The following is a 16,901-nucleotide window of genomic DNA, read 5'->3' on the forward strand; positions in this document are numbered from 1 at the left end:
ACCAGAAAAGAGAGAAAATTACCGGAAGGAGAAAAAATAATGTATACAGAAAAAGTAATGGATCATTTTCAGCACCCGAGAAATGTAGGAGAGATTGAGAACGCAAGCGGCGTGGGAACCGTTGGCAACGCAAAGTGCGGGGATATCATGAGAATCTATCTCGATATCGATGAGAACCAGATTATCCGCGATGTGAAATTCAAGACATTCGGCTGCGGCGCAGCGGTTGCTACAAGCAGTATGGCAACCGAGCTGGTCAAAGGAAAGAACATCCAGGAAGCCATGCAGGTGACAAACAAGGCGGTTATGGAAGCGCTGGACGGACTCCCGCCGGTGAAGGTGCACTGTTCCCTGCTCGCGGAGGAGGCCATCCACGCGGCTCTCTGGGACTATGCCGAGAAGAACGGAATTAAGATCGAAGGCCTTACGAAGCCGAAATCAGATATCCATGAAGATGAAGAGGAAGAAGAGGAATACTGATGAAGACAGTTGTGGTGGGAATGTCCGGGGGCGTCGACTCGTCTGTGGCGGCATACCTTCTGAAAAAGGAAGGATACCGTGTCATCGGCGTCACAATGCAGATCTGGCAGGATGAGGAGCCGGAGCATATGGAGGAAAACGGGGGATGCTGCGGGCTAAGCGCGGTGGATGACGCCAGGAGAGTGGCTGCTGCACTGGAGATCCCCTACTATGTGATGAACTTTAAAGAAGAGTTCCGGAAGTATGTTATCGACTATTTTGTGAAAGAATATGAGAACGGACGGACGCCAAATCCGTGCATTGCCTGCAACCGTTTTGTAAAATGGGAGGCTCTCCTTTCGAGAAGCCTCTCTATCGGCGCGGACTATATTGCCACCGGGCACTACGCCCGGATCGAACAGCTCCCGAATGGCAGATATGCGCTCCGCCGTTCGGCGGTTCCGGTAAAGGATCAGACCTATGCACTCTACAATCTGACCCAGGAGCAGCTTTCCCGGACACTGATGCCTGTGGGAGCATATTCGAAGGATGAGATCCGCTCCATTGCGGACGAGATCGGTCTGACGGTAGCGCAGAAGCCGGACAGTCAGGACATCTGTTTTGTGCCGGACGGGGATTATGCCTCCTTTATTGAGGAAGAAACCGGCAAAAGAGCACAGGAAGGAAACTTCGTGGCGCCGGACGGGACGGTTCTGGGCAGGCATAAAGGAATTATTCACTATACGGTGGGACAGAGAAAGGGGCTGGGGATTGCCCTGGGGCATCCGGTCTACGTGCTGGAGATCCGCCCGGAGACCAACGAGGTGGTCCTTGGGACCTACGAGGAATCTCTGACCCGTACTGTCCGGGCAGTCAGCCTGAATTTCATGTCGGAGCCGGATCTGCCGGAGCCGAAGCGGGTGTTCGCCAAGATCCGCTACAATCACAGAGGAGCCTGGTGTACGGCGGAGAGGACCGGAAAGGATGAGATCGTCTGTACCTTCGACGAGCCCCAGAGAGCGGTGACGCCGGGACAGGCGCTGGTTCTTTACGACGGCGAATATGTCCTGGGAGGCGGGACGATCGTATAGGGAAGGCGGGAAAAAACCGCTTCTGTGCGAAAAAGGCATAGTAAAACATGGCAAAAATCTATTTTGGTACTTGAATTTTTGTCCCTTGTTTAGTACAATTATTTCGTAGTTGATGAATCTTTAACAATCATGGATCTGTTAAGGGTTCATTGCCATGACTGGTATACAGTCAAAATTTTTAAAACTTTTAGGAGGAATTAATCATGGCAGTAAAAGTAGCGATTAATGGATTTGGACGTATCGGACGTCTTGCTTTCAGACAGATGTTTGGGGCAGAGGGATTTGAGATTGTTGCAATCAACGATCTGACATCCCCGAAGATGCTTGCTCACTTACTGAAATATGACTCAACACAGGGCAAATATGCACTGGCTGACAAGGTTGAGGCAGGAGAGGATTCCATCACTGTTGACGGAAAAGAGATCAAGATCTATGCTGAGGCTGACGCTAAGAACCTTCCGTGGGGAGAGATCGGCGTTGACGTAGTTCTCGAGTGTACAGGCTTCTACACAAAGAAAGAGAAAGCTCACGCACACATCGAGGCAGGTGCTAAGAAAGTTATCATCTCCGCACCGGCAGGAAATGATCTTCCGACAATCGTTTACAATGTAAACCACGAGACACTGACAAAGGATGACGACATTATTTCTGCTGCATCCTGTACAACAAACTGCCTGGCTCCGATGGCTAAGGCTCTGAACGACCTTGTACCGATCAAATCCGGTATCATGTGCACAATCCACGCTTACACAGGCGATCAGATGACACTGGACGGACCGCAGAGAAAAGGCGATCTGAGAAGATCCCGTGCAGCTGCAGTTAACATCGTTCCGAACAGCACAGGTGCTGCTAAGGCAATCGGTCTTGTTATTCCGGAACTGAACGGCAAACTGATCGGTTCTGCACAGCGTGTTCCGACTCCGACAGGATCCACAACAATCCTGACAGCAGTTGTTGACGGAGAAGTTACAGTTGATCAGATCAACGCAGCTATGAAGGCAGCAGCTAACGAGTCCTACGGATACAACGAGGATCAGATCGTATCCAGCGATATCGTTGGTATGACATACGGCTCTCTGTTCGACGCTACACAGACAATGTGTCTGCCGGTTGGCGACGGCACAACAGAGGTTCAGGTTGTTTCCTGGTATGACAACGAGAACTCCTACACAAGCCAGATGGTAAGAACAATCAAATACTTTGGAAAACTTCTTGAGGCTTAATTGTCCGTAAGGAACAGCTTGAGTATCATAGTTTTTTGAATTATTGACTCACAATGGGGTCCGGTCTTATTGTAGGACCGGACCCTGTTTCGTGAAAAAGCAGGGTATATGCCCTGCTGGCATGATAGAAACAGGAGGCTATAAAAATGGCAGCACTTAACAAAAAAACAGTAGATGATATCAATGTAAATGGGAAAAGAGTCCTTGTAAGATGTGACTTCAACGTACCGCTTCAGGACGGAAAGATCACAGACGATACCCGTATCGTTGCGGCACTTCCGACGATCAAGAAACTGATCGCTGACGGAGGAAAGGTTATCCTCTGCTCACATCTTGGAAAACCGAAGGGAGAGCCGAAGCCGGAGCTGTCTCTTGCGCCGGTTGCAGCAAGACTTTCCGAACTCCTCGGAAAAGAAGTGAAATTTGCAGCTGATCCGGAAGTTGTCGGACCGAACGCAAAGGCTGCAGTTGAAGCTATGCAGGACGGAGATGTTGTCCTTCTTGAGAATACACGTTACAGAGCTGAGGAGACGAAGAACGGCGATGAGTTCTCCAAAGAGCTTGCTTCCCTCTGCGATGTATTTGTAAACGATGCATTTGGTACAGCCCACAGAGCACACTGCTCCAACGTAGGTGTTACAAAATATGTTGACACAGCAGTAGTGGGATACCTGATGGAGAAAGAGATCAAATTCCTCGGAAATGCAGTTGAGAATCCGGAGAGACCGTTTGTGGCTATTCTCGGCGGATCCAAAGTTTCCAGCAAGATTTCCGTTATCAACAACCTGCTTGACAAGGTTGACACACTGATCATCGGCGGAGGAATGTGCTATACATTCACAAAGGCTCAGGGAGGAAATGTAGGAAATTCACTTCTTGAGGAAGATTATCTGCAGTATGCACTTGACATGGTTAAGAAAGCAGAAGAGAAAGGCGTGAAGCTTCTTCTTCCGGTTGACGCAGTTGCAGCAGATGCATTCTCCAACGATGCAAACACTCAGGTTGTGGCACAGAATGAGATCCCGGACGGCTGGATGGGTCTTGATATCGGACCGGAGACAGCTAAGATGTTCGCTGACGCAGTAAAATCTGCCAAGACAGTTGTATGGAACGGACCGATGGGATGCTTCGAGATGCCGAAGTTTGCTGAGGGAACAAAGGCAGTTGCCGAGGCTCTTGCAAATACAGACGCTGTTACAATCATCGGCGGCGGTGACTCCGCAGCAGCAGTAAACCAGCTCGGATACGGCGACAAGATGACCCACATCTCCACAGGCGGCGGCGCTTCCCTTGAGTTCCTTGAAGGAAAAGAACTTCCGGGCGTAGCAGCAGCTAATGATAAGTAAAAAGCTTAGTGAAGGCAAGTCGGAGGCGCAGGCTGAACTTAGCGTTTACTTAGTTCGGCGCACTTGGCGAGGTCTTTTCGAGCCTAGTAAGGCGAACATCGAATATATATAGGAGATAAATAAAAATGGCAAGAAAGAAAATTATCGCAGGCAACTGGAAGATGAACAAGACTCCGAGCGAGGCAGTTGCACTGGTAGAAGAATTAAAACCCCTCGTTGCAAATGAGGAGGTTGACGTAGTATTCTGCGTACCGGCCATCGATATCGTACCGGTTGTGGAAGCTGTAAAAGGAACCAACATCCAGGTTGGAGCAGAGAACATGTATTTTGAGGAGAGCGGCGCTTACACAGGCGAGATCGCTCCGAACATGCTTGTAGATGCAGGTGTGAAATACGTAGTTCTCGGACATTCCGAGAGAAGAGATTACTTCGGAGAGACAAACGAGGACGTCAACAAGAAAGTCCTCAAAGCACTTGAGCACGGCATCACACCGATCATGTGCTGCGGCGAGACTCTGGAGCAGAGAGAGCAGGGCGTGACGATGGACTTCATCCGTCAGCAGGTGAAGGTTGGTCTTCAGAACGTGACAGCAGACCAGGCAAAAACCATGGTTATCGCTTACGAGCCGATCTGGGCAATCGGAACAGGCAAGACTGCTACAACAGAGCAGGCTGAGGAAGTCTGCAAGGGAATCCGCGAGTGCATCGCTGAGGTTTATGACAAGGCGACAGCAGAGGAGATCCGCATCCAGTACGGCGGATCTGTAAATGCAGGAAACGCTGCAGAGCTGTTTGCACAGCCGGATATCGACGGCGGTCTGGTAGGCGGTGCTTCTTTGAAAGCTGATTTCGGAAAGATCGTAAACTATAAATAATAATTACAGGTAAAAGAAACAGTTACCGGAAATGGAACGGGCATGGCTTCGGCTGTGTCCGTTTTTTGAGTTGGGGGAGAATGGGCGTGCGTACTGTATTGGAATGGACAGACTCTATCAGCAATGAACATATCCTGCAGGGTATGGAATTTACGGTGATACTTGCAGGGACTGCCGTGAAATGGTAAAATCAGACTTAACATGGAACAGAAAATACGGACGGAAAGGTGTGCGGACGCATGATGGATATGACAAAGAAAAGACTGCCGGTTGGAATAGACAGCTTTGAAAAAATACGATCTCTCGATTTTTATTATGTGGATAAAACCCGAATGATCCGTGATCTGCTTTTTAAATGGGGGGAAGTAAATCTTTTTACCCGACCGAGGAGATTCGGTAAGACTTTGAATATGAGTATGCTGAAAGCATTCTTTGAAGTAGACTGTGACAGATCACTTTTCGACGGGCTTGAGATTACAAAAGAGACAGAACTGTGCAACAATTATATGGGGCAGTTCCCGGTGATCTCTGTGAGCCTGAAAAGCGTGGATGGCATGAGCTATCAGAGCGCCCGTGCGGCACTGAGCAGGGTGATCGGAAATGAAGCGCGCCGCTTTTCCTGCCTGTCAGACAGTGAACGGCTGGACTCGGGAGATCAGAAGATGTACCGCGCTCTGACGGATATTAAGGACGGAATGTTTACGATGTCGGATGAAATGCTCTGCGACAGCCTGCGTACCCTATCCCAGCTTCTTGCAAAACATTACGGGAAAAATGTGATCCTGCTGATCGATGAATACGATGTGCCTCTTGATAAAGCATTTCATGGAGGATATTATACGGAAATGGTATCCCTGATCCGTAATGTGTTTGGAAATGCGCTGAAAACCAATCCGGATCTGTACTTTGCCGTGCTGACAGGGTGTCTGCGGGTGGCGAAAGAAAGTATATTTACCGGGCTGAATAATCTGAAAGTTTTTTCCGGTACGAGTGCCAGATTTGATGAATATTTTGGCTTTACTGATCGGGAAGTAAGGGATATGTTAGAGTATTATGGACTGGAAGACAGGTATGAAGCGGTGAAAAACTGGTATGACGGATACCGGTTTGGCAATACAGATGTCTATTGCCCCTGGGATGTGATCAGTTATTGCGATGAGCTGACAGATGCAGAAAAGACAGAACCAAAGAATTACTGGGTCAATACAAGTGGAAACGATGCAGTCCGTTACCTGATCGGGAGAGCAGGAAACGAGGTGCTGAAAAGCGAGATTGAGACCCTGGTTGCCGGTGAAACAGTTGAAAAGGAAATTCATGAGGAACTGACCTACAATGAAATCTATTCTTCTGTAGATAATGTCTGGAGTCTGCTGTATATGACAGGATATCTGACACAGCATGAATCATCTGCAGGCAGCAGGCTGCGGTTATGCATTCCAAATATGGAAATCCGCAGTATTTTTACCGGTCAGATCCTGTCTATGTTTAAGGAAACGGCAGCTGCCGATGGGGAACGGCTGGGAGCGTTCTGCAGTGCGCTTGAGAGCGGAGATGCAGCGGAAGTGGAACGGATCTTTACGTCTTATCTTGAAAAGACCATTAGCATCCGTGATACTTTTGCCAGAAAGCCGACAAAAGAAAATTTCTACCATGGTATCCTGTTGGGGATTCTTGGCTATAAAGATGGTTGGACTGTGAAATCCAATAAAGAATCCGGGAATGGGTACAGTGATATTTTAGTCAGGATTGAGGATGAAGATACAGGCATTATTATAGAAGTGAAATATGCGGAGAAGGGAAGTCTTGAGACGGTCTGCCGGGACGCCCTTGCCCAGATTGACAGAAATGGGTATGTGGACGAATTAAGACAGGAAGGATGTCATGTGATTCTGAAATACGGGATTGCATGTAGCAGGAAAGTCTGCCGGGTAGTTGTGGACAAGGAACACTGTCCATCTGTTTATCTTGCGAACGTTGATCTTGGGGAAATAGATTTGGAACGAAAAGTTGACGGTCGGACGATATAAATGCCTTAACTTTCTGCAACTGAATATTGTAGAATATGCACATGACAAAGCAAAAAAGAATGTATGCACGATAAAGAGAAGGGGCTGTTCAGGGAGGGGGGGTGACATTGAAACCGAAAGATAAAAGGAAATATATCCTGTATATTTTTCTGGCAATTTTCGTGATTGTCTGTGTTTTATGTTTTTTATACTCAGAAAGAAAGGCGGATCTTATCATCACACCATCCACCCATGAGGAGATCGTCTGGCTGGAGATGGAAAACAAAGAGACGGCATCATCAGACTATAGCGCAGAGTTTTGTTTATATGACAGGGACTGTAATTACATTCAGATCTGTTTTCAGTTACCCCGTGACAGCCGGGAACTATTACAGCCTGGCGCACTCGACATCTGTGTGGATGACAGTGAAATTTCTGAGTACAGCATTACAACCGAGACATACTGGACCAGAAGTTATGTACTGGTTTTGCTGGATAATATAATGGAAGTCCGGACGGTTGAGTGTAAATATGGGGAGAACACTTTTGAAGCTATCCTTAAATGACTGGATTTATTTCTTGGAGGTGACAAAGATGATCGTAATTGGAGCTGCTCTCTTTCTCTGCGGGCTTGTCATGCTGATCAGCCCCGGGACCGTATATCAGTTCACAGAGAGTTGGAAGAACAACCGGGACGGAGAACCTTCTGATTTGTATAAGCTGACTACAAGGATCGAGGGAGGGATTCTTCTTATTGTCGGGATCGTACTGCTTGTCATGAGGTTTTCCGGCTGACCGCGGAAAACAGTTGTCCTCTGATACGGATATGGAAAATAACTGCCTCTGATGCTTGAAAAATCCCCATAAAACGGTTACAATAGTCTACGGGACAAAGAACCCTAATGTACAGATAAAGGAGATATGGACATGAGTAAAAGACCAACCGTATTGATGATATTAGATGGCTATGGCTTAAGAGACGAAGTCAAGGGGAATGCTGTAGCGGAGGGAAAGACTCCGGTTATGGACAAGCTGATGGCTGAGTATCCGTTTGTGAGAGGAAATGCAAGCGGCCTTGCTGTAGGACTTCCGGAAGGACAGATGGGAAACTCTGAGGTAGGACACCTGAACATGGGTGCGGGACGTATCGTATACCAGGATCTGACTAAGATTACAAAAGCGATCCAGGACGGAGACTTCTTCGAGAATAAGGCGCTTCTCGCAGCGTGTGACAATGCGAAGAAGAACAACTCCGCACTTCATCTGATGGGACTTGTTTCCGACGGCGGTGTTCACAGCCACAACACTCACATCTACGGACTGCTTGAGCTGGCAAAGAGACAGGGACTTGAGAAAGTTTACGTACACTGTTTCCTGGACGGCCGTGATACGCCTCCGGCATCCGGAAAAGAGTATGTGGAAGAACTGGAAGCAAAGATGAAAGAGATCGGTGTCGGAGAAGTTGCCACAGTGGCAGGACGCTACTATGCAATGGACAGAGACAACCGCTGGGACCGTGTAGAGAAAGCTTACAATGCTCTTGTAAAAGGCGAGGGCGTGAAGGCTGATTCCGCTGTGGAGGGAATCCAGACTTCCTATGACAATGAGAAGACAGACGAGTTCGTTGAGCCGATGGTAGTGATGAAAGACGGCGCTCCGACAGCTACGGTAAAAGACGGTGACTCTATTATTTTCTTCAACTTCCGTCCGGACCGCGCAAGAGAGATCACGAGAACTTTCTGCGACGATGATTTTACAGGATTTGACAGAGGCGAGAGAATAAAGACCACATATGTGTGCTTTACAGAATATGATGTTACGATTCCGAACAAACTGGTTGCATTTGAAAAAGAGGAGATCACCAATACATTCGGAGAGTTCCTGGCAGCACACAATATGACCCAGGCTCGTATTGCCGAGACAGAGAAGTACGCACATGTTACATTCTTCTTCAACGGCGGTGTAGAGGAGCCGAACCCGGGCGAGGACAGAATTCTTGTGAAATCCCCGAAGGTTGCCACATATGACCTGAAGCCGGAGATGAGTGCATATGAAGTGTGCGACAAGCTTGTGGAGGCCATCAAATCCGGAAAATATGACGTGATCATCATCAACTTCGCCAACCCGGATATGGTAGGACATACAGGTGTGGAAGCTGCGGCGATCAAGGCAATCGAGGCAGTTGACAAGTGCGTTGGCAGAGCAGTTGACGCTATCAAAGAAGTGGACGGACAGATGTTTATCTGCGCAGACCACGGAAACGCAGAGCAGCTCATTGATGAGGAGACAGGCGAGCCGTTCACCGCACACACTACCAACCAGGTTCCGTTCATCCTTGTAAATGCAGATCCGTCTTATAAGTTAAGAGAGGGCGGCTGCCTGGCAGATATCGCACCGACTCTGATCGAACTGATGGGAATGGAGCAGCCAAAAGAGATGACAGGAAAATCCCTTCTTGTAAAATAGGGACTGTGAATACGGATAAGAACGATAGCAGGAGATAAGAAACTCTCAGGGGAATCGACCCCCTGGGAGTTTTCTGGTCGTATCGGACATTGAGCAGGCAGAAGGGATTCGATATCAGAAAAAAAGGAGAAGGAATAGAAAAATGGGTGAGAAACTGACAAAAAGTGACGTGGAAAAGATCCAGGCGGAGATCGACCACCGGAAACTGGTGGAGAGAAAAGAGCTGATCGAGGCTGTCAAGGAGGCGCGTTCCCACGGCGACCTGAGCGAAAACTTTGAGTACCATGCGGCAAAAAAGGAGAAAAACCGCAATGAGAGCCGGATCCGTTATCTGGAGAGGATGCTGAAGACCGCGGTGATCGTGGAAGACCACTCGAAGGAAGATGAGGTCGGGCTTAACAATACAGTCGAGATCTACTGCGAGGACGATGATGAGGTGGAGACATACCGTATCGTCACTTCTGTAAGAGGAAGTTCCCTTAACGGGCTGGTGAGCATTGAGTCCCCACTTGGGAAAGCGCTGCTCGGACACCGGGAGGGGGACCGGGTCTTTGTAAAGGTCAGCGATGACTATGGATATTATGTGGTGATCCGCAAAGTGATCAACACCCAGAGCGAGGCAGACGACCATATCCGGAGCTATTAGATTTCGGAATCGGGAGGTGTTTATTATATGGTGATCAGAACAGTTTTATTTGATCTGGACGGCACGATTACAGATTCCGGTCCCGGGATCATGAACGGAGTCCGGTATGCCCTGAAAAAGGCGGGGATGAGAGAAGCATCGGAAGAAGAACTCCGCTCCTTTATCGGACCGCCGCTGAAGGAACAGTTCAGGGATTTCTGCGGGATCACGGATGAGGAGGCTGCGGAGATGGTGCGGCTTTACCGGGAATATTATACGGAAAAGGGAATCTTTGAAAACGCGGTGTACGACGGTGTGATTTCCATGCTGTCCCAGTTGAAGGCAGCAGGTCTTCAGATCCTTCTGGCGACTTCCAAGCCGGAGAAGTTTGCAAAGATTATTGCGGAGCATTTTGACTTTGCCCGGTATTTTGATTTTATCGGCGGCGCCAACATGGACGGCACGAGGACGGACAAGCAGGAAGTGATCGAGTACGTGCTTTCCTCCTGCGGTGTGAAGAACCGGGATGAGGTCATGATGGTTGGGGATCGTTGCTATGATATCGAAGGGGCAGGAAAAGCGGGCGTTCATTCCCTTGGCGTCCTCTATGGCTATGGGAGCCGGGAAGAGATGGAAAAGGCAGGTGCAGAGCTGATTGCAGAGAGCCCGCAGGAGGCTGCAGGGATGATATTGACACCCGGGCTGTGAAATGAGGTATTTATCCCAAATGAGGAAGCGGGGGAAGAATTTAACATAGATTTTTCATTGCCTGATGCATATTTTTTACATGCTGGATCTATAATCTTGATCAGGAATCAAGGATATATCTTATTTACTAAGGATTTAAAAAGTGAGGGATTCAGGATGTACAGGGCATTGTGGAACTTTATTACAAGGTATACGGATAACAGCCATGCGGTCTCGGTATTTCTTCCGCTGATGATCGTCGGGTGGACAGTTGCAGGGATTCTTGCAGGACTGGCAGTTTGTGCCATTACAGGCGCAGACATCATGCAGTCTCTTGCAAATCTGGTCTGTGCAGGCGGATATGCAGGGCTGATTCTGGGACTGTTCGGAGGATGTTTATTCCTGTTCCGGATTGATGTGTAGAAGCAGGAATCTGTGCTTGGACGTCTGGCCGGGCAGTATGATGAACAATAGAAAGTGAATATGCAGATATAAGTAAGATGAAAGCGGACTCTTCGGAGTCCGTTTTTTAAGATTATATTAAGATTGGGGGGGGGGTAGTTTTTTAGAATCTGCCTGTGGTATACTTGTCATAGAAGGATAGTATTACGGTGATCTGTTTTATTGAGGGAGGTGGACAGATGTACAGAAAAGGAATGAAGATTGTTCTGCTGGCAGCAGGGCTCGTATTTGGCAGTGCCTTTCTGACGGGCTGCGGCGAGAAGGAAATTTCCGGGACAGTGGCGGAACAGCAGATGCAGGACGACATCGGGATTGTCTCTTTTGTCGTTGAATCGGAGAAGGGAGACAGAACCGGAGTACTGATGACGGACGAGACGTCGATCATTTCCTGGGCGGACGGGGTGAGTGAAGAGGACTTCAAGCACGGCAGAGTGGAGGAAGCAGAGGTTACGGTAACGCCCCAACAGGACGGCAGACGGTCAATGACAACGGCAGACGGGGATAAGATCACAGCGTACAATGCAGAGCGGATCGAGGTCAACCGGGCGAAGATGGCGGAAACAGAAGACCTGACTCTTTCCGACGGCACACCGGCGGAATACTGGAGAGGACAGGCGTATTCTGCCTACCGGCTGAAGGATGGCACGGAACTTCTGACAGTGGAGGACAATACAGACTGGGACTATATGGTGTCATCCGATGACGGCGGATTTATCCGGCTTGGCGATACGGCAAAAGAGAAGATCAAAGCGTATTTTGATGAGCGCGGGGAACTTTACAGTATACCGGAAGAACTGGAGAAGGCATACAGTGCATATCAGAAAACGGAAGATAAAGACAGTTTTCAGCCTTATGTCGTGGGAATGGAAATAGCGCCTGTCTCGTACAGCGAGAAAGTTATATATTTCCGTACTAACGTCACGTATTCGCTTGATGAATCGGAAGCCACAGAGTATTCTCTGGGAGATGCGTTTGACCGGGAGACCGGAGAAAAGAGAGATACCTGGGATCTGTTCAGCTGTGATGAAGAGACTGCGAAGAAGACCATTCTGGAACTGTCCGGGCTGAACGGAACTGACCGGGAAAATGGGCTGACAGAAAGCCAGAGCCAGGCTCTGATCGATAACATGAAACCGGAATATGTCGTGTTTGAGCCATCCGGTCTGGCGGTATATTATCCGAAAGGCACACTTGATTTTGAAGATAATCTTTACGCCCTTGTTATTGATTATGATGAGCGGCTTTGCGGGATGCTGCATGACTGGGCAGCGCCTGTGTAATAAAATGAAAACCTTCAAACTGACAGGATTTTTTTCTTATGTCAGTTTGAAGGTTTTTTTACTTAAGCGCGTTTCTTTTCCGCTGTACTCTGTCCGGCAGATTTTTCTTCTGCCTCTTCTGTCTCTTCTGCCTCTTCCGCTTCCAGGTTCTTGAATGCGGTGGAGAGCATCAGCTTGATCCGGTTGAGCTGGTTTACTTCGCTGGCGCCCGGGTCAAAGTCGATGGCAACCACGTTGGATTTCGGATAGCGTCTGCGCAGCTCCTTAATAACACCTTTACCTACCACATGGTTGGGCAGGCAGGCAAAAGGCTGCGTACATACGATATTTCCCGCGCCGCTGTGGATGAGTTCAAGCATCTCTCCGGTCAGGAACCAACCCTCTCCGGTCTGGTTTCCGTTGGAAACGATCTCGGACGCCATCTTCGCCAGATCCTCGATATGTGCCGGCGGAGTGAAATGCCTGCTCTTTGCAAACGCTTTCGTTGCAGGGGAGCGGAGCCACTCTACCGCGCGGATTCCCAGATTTCCGATGAGCGCCTTATGTTTGGCGAATCCCAGATGGGATACCTTGAAGTTCTGGTTGTAGAAGCAGTACTGCATGAAATCGATCAGGTCAGGCACTACCGCCTCCGCGCCCTCGCTCTCCAGCAGGTCGACCAGGTGGTTGTTTGCCGCCGGAAGGAATTTTACAAGGATCTCGCCGACCACGCCGACCCGTGGTTTGCGGATGTCCAGCGTCTCGATGTTGTTGTCAAAGTCCTCAATGATCTCCCGGCAGAGCTTCCTGAATTTCCGGCGGGACGGATATTTTTCTGTCACAAACTGTTTTACGACTTCCGCCCATTTGCGGTGCATCGCGTTGGTCGAGCCCGGTACAGCCTCGTAGGGGCGCATCCGGTAGACGCACTTCATGAAGATATCCCCGAATACAGCCGCGTAAGCGAGACGCAGAGCCAGGGAAGGCGTGATCTTGAATCCCGGATTCCCTTCCAGACCGCTCAAGTTGATGGAGATCACCGGAATATGTCCGTATCCCGCTTTCTTCAGGGCGCGGCGGATAAATCCGATATAGTTGGATGCACGGCATCCGCCGCCGGTCTGGCTGATGATGACTGCCAGGTGGTCCGTATCGTAGTTGCCGGAAAGGATCGCGTCCATGATCTGGCCGACCACGATCAGGGAGGGGTAGCAGGCGTCGTTGTTTACATATTTCAGTCCCATGTCCACGGCCTGTTTGTTGTCGTTTGGCAGAACCTCGAGTTTGTATCCTGCCGCCCGGAATGCTGGCTCCATGAGCTCGAAATGGATCGGAGACATCTGCGGGCACAGGATGGTGTGGGTCTTTCTCATCTCCTTGGTGAAGGGCACTTTGGTGATGGAGGAAGGGTTGATCTCCCTTGCCGCCTTCTTCTGGTCCCTCACGCGGATCGCTGCCAGGAGGGAGCGCACACGGATTCTCGCAGCGCCCAGGTTGTTGACCTCATCGATCTTCAGGGTAGTATAGATCTTCCCGGAGTTGTTGAGGATCTCTGCCACCTGGTCCGTGGTGACGGCGTCCAGTCCGCATCCGAAGGAGTTGAGCTGGATGAGCTCCAGGTTGTCAGTTGTCTTTACATAGTTTGCCGCCGCGTACAGACGGGAGTGGTACATCCACTGGTCCATGACATTCAAGGGGCGCTCCACCTGGTGCAGGTGGGAGACGGAATCCTCTGTCAGCACGGCAATATTATAGGAAGTAATCATTTCCGGCAGTCCGTGGTTTACTTCCGGGTCAATGTGGTACGGGCGTCCCGCCAGGACAATGCCCCGGTTCCCGGTCTCGTTCAGGAATTTGATGACTTCCTCGCCCTTGCGGCGCATATCCTCACGGCAGGAAGCAAGTTCTGTCCATGCATCGTGTACGGCGGCGCGGATCTCATCGTCGGAGAGGGAGAATTTCTTCCCGAGTTCCTCGATCAGGCGGTAGGAGATGTGCTCCTCGCTGTCAAAGGAGAGGAAGGGATGGATGAAATTCACTTCCCCGTTTACGATGGGGTCCATGTTATTCTTGATATTCTCCGGATAGGAGGTGACGATGGGGCAGTTGTAGTGGTTGTTCGCTTCCTTGAACTCGTTGCGCTCATAGGGGATGGAGGGATAGAAAATGTGCTTCACACCCTCGTTGATCAGCCACTGTACATGTCCGTGCGCCAGTTTCGCCGGATAACACTCGGATTCGCTCGGGATGGACTCGATGCCAAGCTCGTAGATCTTCCTTGTGGAAGCCGGGGAGAGCACCACCCGGAATCCCAGTTTCGTGAAAAACGTAAACCAGAACGGATAGTTCTCATACATGTTCAGCACACGCGGGATACCGATCACGCCGCGTTTCGCCTCGGATTCCTCCAGGGGCGTGTAGTCAAAATAGCGGTGGAACTTGTAGTCAAACAGGTTCGGCATCTGGTTCTTCGATTTCTCTTTTCCCAGACCTTTCTCACAGCGGTTTCCGGTGATGAACCTGCGGCCGCCGCTGAAATGGTTGATAGTCAGACGGCAGTTGTTGGTACATCCGCGGCACTTTGTCATGGTCGTGGAGTAGGTCAGATCATTGATGTCGTCGATGGAGAGCATGGTCGTGCCTTCGCACTCTGTATAGCGTTCCCGGGCAATCAGGGCTGCGCCGAAAGCGCCCATGATGCCGGCAATATCCGGACGGATGGCCTCGCAGCCGGCGATCTTCTCAAAGCTTCGCAGCACCGCATTGTTGTAGAACGTTCCGCCCTGGACTACGATATGGTTTCCGAGCTCGGAGGCGTCGGACACCTTGATCACCTTGAACAGAGCGTTCTTGATAACCGAGTATGCCAGTCCGGCGGAGATGTCCGCCACGGACGCACCCTCTTTCTGCGCCTGTTTTACCTTGGAATTCATAAACACCGTGCAGCGGGTTCCCAGATCGATGGGGTTCTGGGCGTAGAGCGCCTCATGGGCAAAGTCCTCTACCGTGTAGTTCAGTGATTTCGCAAAGGTCTCGATAAAGGAACCGCACCCTGAGGAGCATGCCTCGTTGAGCTGTACGCTGTCTACAGTCTGGTTCTTGATCTTGATGCATTTCATATCCTGTCCGCCGATATCCAGGATGCAGTCCACGTCCGGCTCAAAGAAAGCAGCCGCATAGTAATGGGCTACCGTCTCCACTTCGCCCTCGTCCAGCATGAGAGCCGCCTTGATGAGCGCCTCGCCGTATCCGGTGGAGCAGGAATGTACGATCTCCACCCCTTCCGGAAGTTTGCTGTAGATATCCTTGATGGCGGAGATGGTGGTTCCCAGAGGGTCTCCTTCATTATTGTGATAGAAGGAGTACAGAAGGGTTCCGTCCTCTCCCACAAGAGCGGCCTTCGTCGTAGTGGAACCGGCGTCGATTCCGAGGAAAGCCTTCCCTTTATAAGTAGCCAGGTCTTTGACCGGAACCTGGTGTTTCGCATGGCGCGCCGTGAACTCTTCGTATTCCTCTGTTGTGGCAAAGAGCGGTTCCAGACGGTCTACCTCGAACTCCATTTTGATCTTTCCTGCCAGACGGTTCTGAAGCTCGCGCAGGGCAACCGGCGTGTCCTTCTTCGAGTTCAGCGCGGAACCGATAGCGGCAAACAGGTGGGAGTGGTTCGGGGCGATGATGTGCTCATCGTCCAGTTTCAGGGTGCGGATGAAGGCTGCCCGAAGCTCCGAGAGAAAGTGAAGCGGTCCTCCCAGGAACGCCACATGTCCCCGGATCGGCTTTCCGCAGGCAAGTCCGCTGATGGTCTGGTTGACCACTGCCTGGAAAATGGAAGCTGCCAGGTCTTCCTTGGACGCACCGTCGTTGATCAGGGGCTGGATGTCTGATTTCGCAAATACACCGCAGCGGGCTGCGATAGAGTAGAGCGCCTTGTAATTTTTGGCGTACTCATTCAGACCGGCTGCGTCGGTCTGGAGCAGAGATGCCATCTGGTCAATAAAAGAGCCTGTACCGCCGGCACAGACGCCGTTCATACGCTGCTCAATATTTCCGCCTTCAAAATAGATAATCTTCGCGTCCTCGCCGCCGAGCTCAATGGCAACGTCCGTCTGCGGAGCGTAGTCCTGCAGGGCGGTGGACACGGCGATAACCTCCTGGACGAAGGGGATGCCCAGATGCTTTGCCAGGGAGAGACCGCCGCTTCCCGTGATCACCGGGGACACCTGGATCGGTCCCAGTTTGTACAGAGCACGTCCGAGAAGGTCGGAGAGCGTCTCCTGAATGTTTGCAAAGTGCCGTTCGTAGTCCGAGAAGAGGACTTCCCTGTCTTCGTCGAGAATCGCAATCTTTACTGTGGTGGAACCGATATCGATTCCAAGAGTATGTAATTCTTTCAGATTCATAA

At 50.3% G+C, this 16,901-nt stretch carries 14 protein-coding genes; 13 read left to right on the forward strand and 1 reads right to left on the reverse strand.

Annotation, left to right across the window (positions count from 1 at the left end):
- Positions 1–39: 39 nt before the first annotated feature.
- The 13 genes from nifU (at position 40) to B5F07_RS01095 (ending at position 12,520) form a co-directional block, all read left to right on the forward strand.
- Positions 40–480 carry a Fe-S cluster assembly scaffold protein NifU gene (gene nifU, locus B5F07_RS01035; protein ID WP_087159417.1) on the forward strand — a complete coding sequence of 147 codons (441 nt, stop codon included), beginning with the start codon at positions 40–42 and terminating at the stop codon, positions 478–480.
- Positions 480–1,550: a tRNA 2-thiouridine(34) synthase MnmA gene (mnmA, locus tag B5F07_RS01040; RefSeq protein ID WP_087159418.1), complete on the forward strand. Its 1,071-nt coding sequence runs from the start codon at positions 480–482 to the stop codon at positions 1,548–1,550. Before nifU ends, mnmA begins: the two co-directional genes overlap by 1 nt.
- Before the next feature lie 203 nt (positions 1,551–1,753).
- Positions 1,754–2,773 carry a type I glyceraldehyde-3-phosphate dehydrogenase gene (gene gap, locus B5F07_RS01045; RefSeq protein ID WP_087159419.1) on the forward strand — a complete coding sequence of 340 codons (1,020 nt, stop codon included), beginning with the start codon at positions 1,754–1,756 and terminating at the stop codon, positions 2,771–2,773.
- A gap of 146 nt (positions 2,774–2,919) precedes the next feature.
- A complete protein-coding gene (locus B5F07_RS01050; protein WP_087159420.1) occupies positions 2,920–4,119 on the forward strand; it encodes a phosphoglycerate kinase in 1,200 nt (399 codons plus the stop codon).
- A gap of 125 nt (positions 4,120–4,244) precedes the next feature.
- Positions 4,245–4,994, forward strand: a complete 750-nt coding sequence (gene tpiA / locus B5F07_RS01055; RefSeq protein WP_087159421.1) for a triose-phosphate isomerase — start codon at positions 4,245–4,247, stop codon at positions 4,992–4,994.
- A gap of 248 nt (positions 4,995–5,242) precedes the next feature.
- On the forward strand, positions 5,243–7,021 hold the full coding sequence (locus tag B5F07_RS01060; protein WP_330397691.1) for an AAA family ATPase: 1,779 nt from the start codon (positions 5,243–5,245) through the stop codon (positions 7,019–7,021).
- Positions 7,022–7,128: 107 nt separating this feature from the next.
- Positions 7,129–7,566 carry a hypothetical protein gene (locus B5F07_RS01065; protein ID WP_087159422.1) on the forward strand — a complete coding sequence of 146 codons (438 nt, stop codon included), beginning with the start codon at positions 7,129–7,131 and terminating at the stop codon, positions 7,564–7,566.
- 28 nt (positions 7,567–7,594) lie between these two features.
- Positions 7,595–7,795, forward strand: a complete 201-nt coding sequence (locus B5F07_RS01070; protein WP_087159423.1) for a DUF6199 family natural product biosynthesis protein — start codon at positions 7,595–7,597, stop codon at positions 7,793–7,795.
- Positions 7,796–7,927: 132 nt separating this feature from the next.
- Positions 7,928–9,466, forward strand: a complete 1,539-nt coding sequence (gene gpmI / locus B5F07_RS01075; protein WP_087159424.1) for a 2,3-bisphosphoglycerate-independent phosphoglycerate mutase — start codon at positions 7,928–7,930, stop codon at positions 9,464–9,466.
- Between the two features lie 142 nt (positions 9,467–9,608).
- Positions 9,609–10,112, forward strand: coding sequence for a GreA/GreB family elongation factor (locus tag B5F07_RS01080; RefSeq protein WP_087159425.1), 504 nt, complete (start codon positions 9,609–9,611; stop codon positions 10,110–10,112).
- 27 nt (positions 10,113–10,139) lie between these two features.
- Positions 10,140–10,799 carry an HAD family hydrolase gene (locus B5F07_RS01085; RefSeq protein WP_087159426.1) on the forward strand — a complete coding sequence of 220 codons (660 nt, stop codon included), beginning with the start codon at positions 10,140–10,142 and terminating at the stop codon, positions 10,797–10,799.
- Positions 10,800–10,955: 156 nt separating this feature from the next.
- Positions 10,956–11,201: a hypothetical protein gene (locus B5F07_RS01090; RefSeq protein WP_087159427.1), complete on the forward strand. Its 246-nt coding sequence runs from the start codon at positions 10,956–10,958 to the stop codon at positions 11,199–11,201.
- 218 nt (positions 11,202–11,419) lie between these two features.
- A complete protein-coding gene (locus tag B5F07_RS01095; RefSeq protein ID WP_087159428.1) occupies positions 11,420–12,520 on the forward strand; it encodes a hypothetical protein in 1,101 nt (366 codons plus the stop codon).
- Between the two features lie 62 nt (positions 12,521–12,582).
- Here the strand turns inward: B5F07_RS01095 and B5F07_RS01100 are convergent, their stop codons facing one another.
- Positions 12,583–16,899 (reverse strand): 2-hydroxyacyl-CoA dehydratase, encoded by a 4,317-nt coding sequence (locus B5F07_RS01100; protein ID WP_087159429.1) that lies wholly within the window; start codon positions 16,897–16,899, stop codon positions 12,583–12,585.
- Positions 16,900–16,901 lie beyond the last annotated feature (2 nt).

Origin of the sequence: Lachnoclostridium sp. An169 (assembly GCF_002160525.1) — a bacterium.
In the GTDB taxonomy this organism is placed as follows: domain Bacteria; phylum Bacillota; class Clostridia; order Lachnospirales; family Lachnospiraceae; genus Mediterraneibacter; species Mediterraneibacter cottocaccae.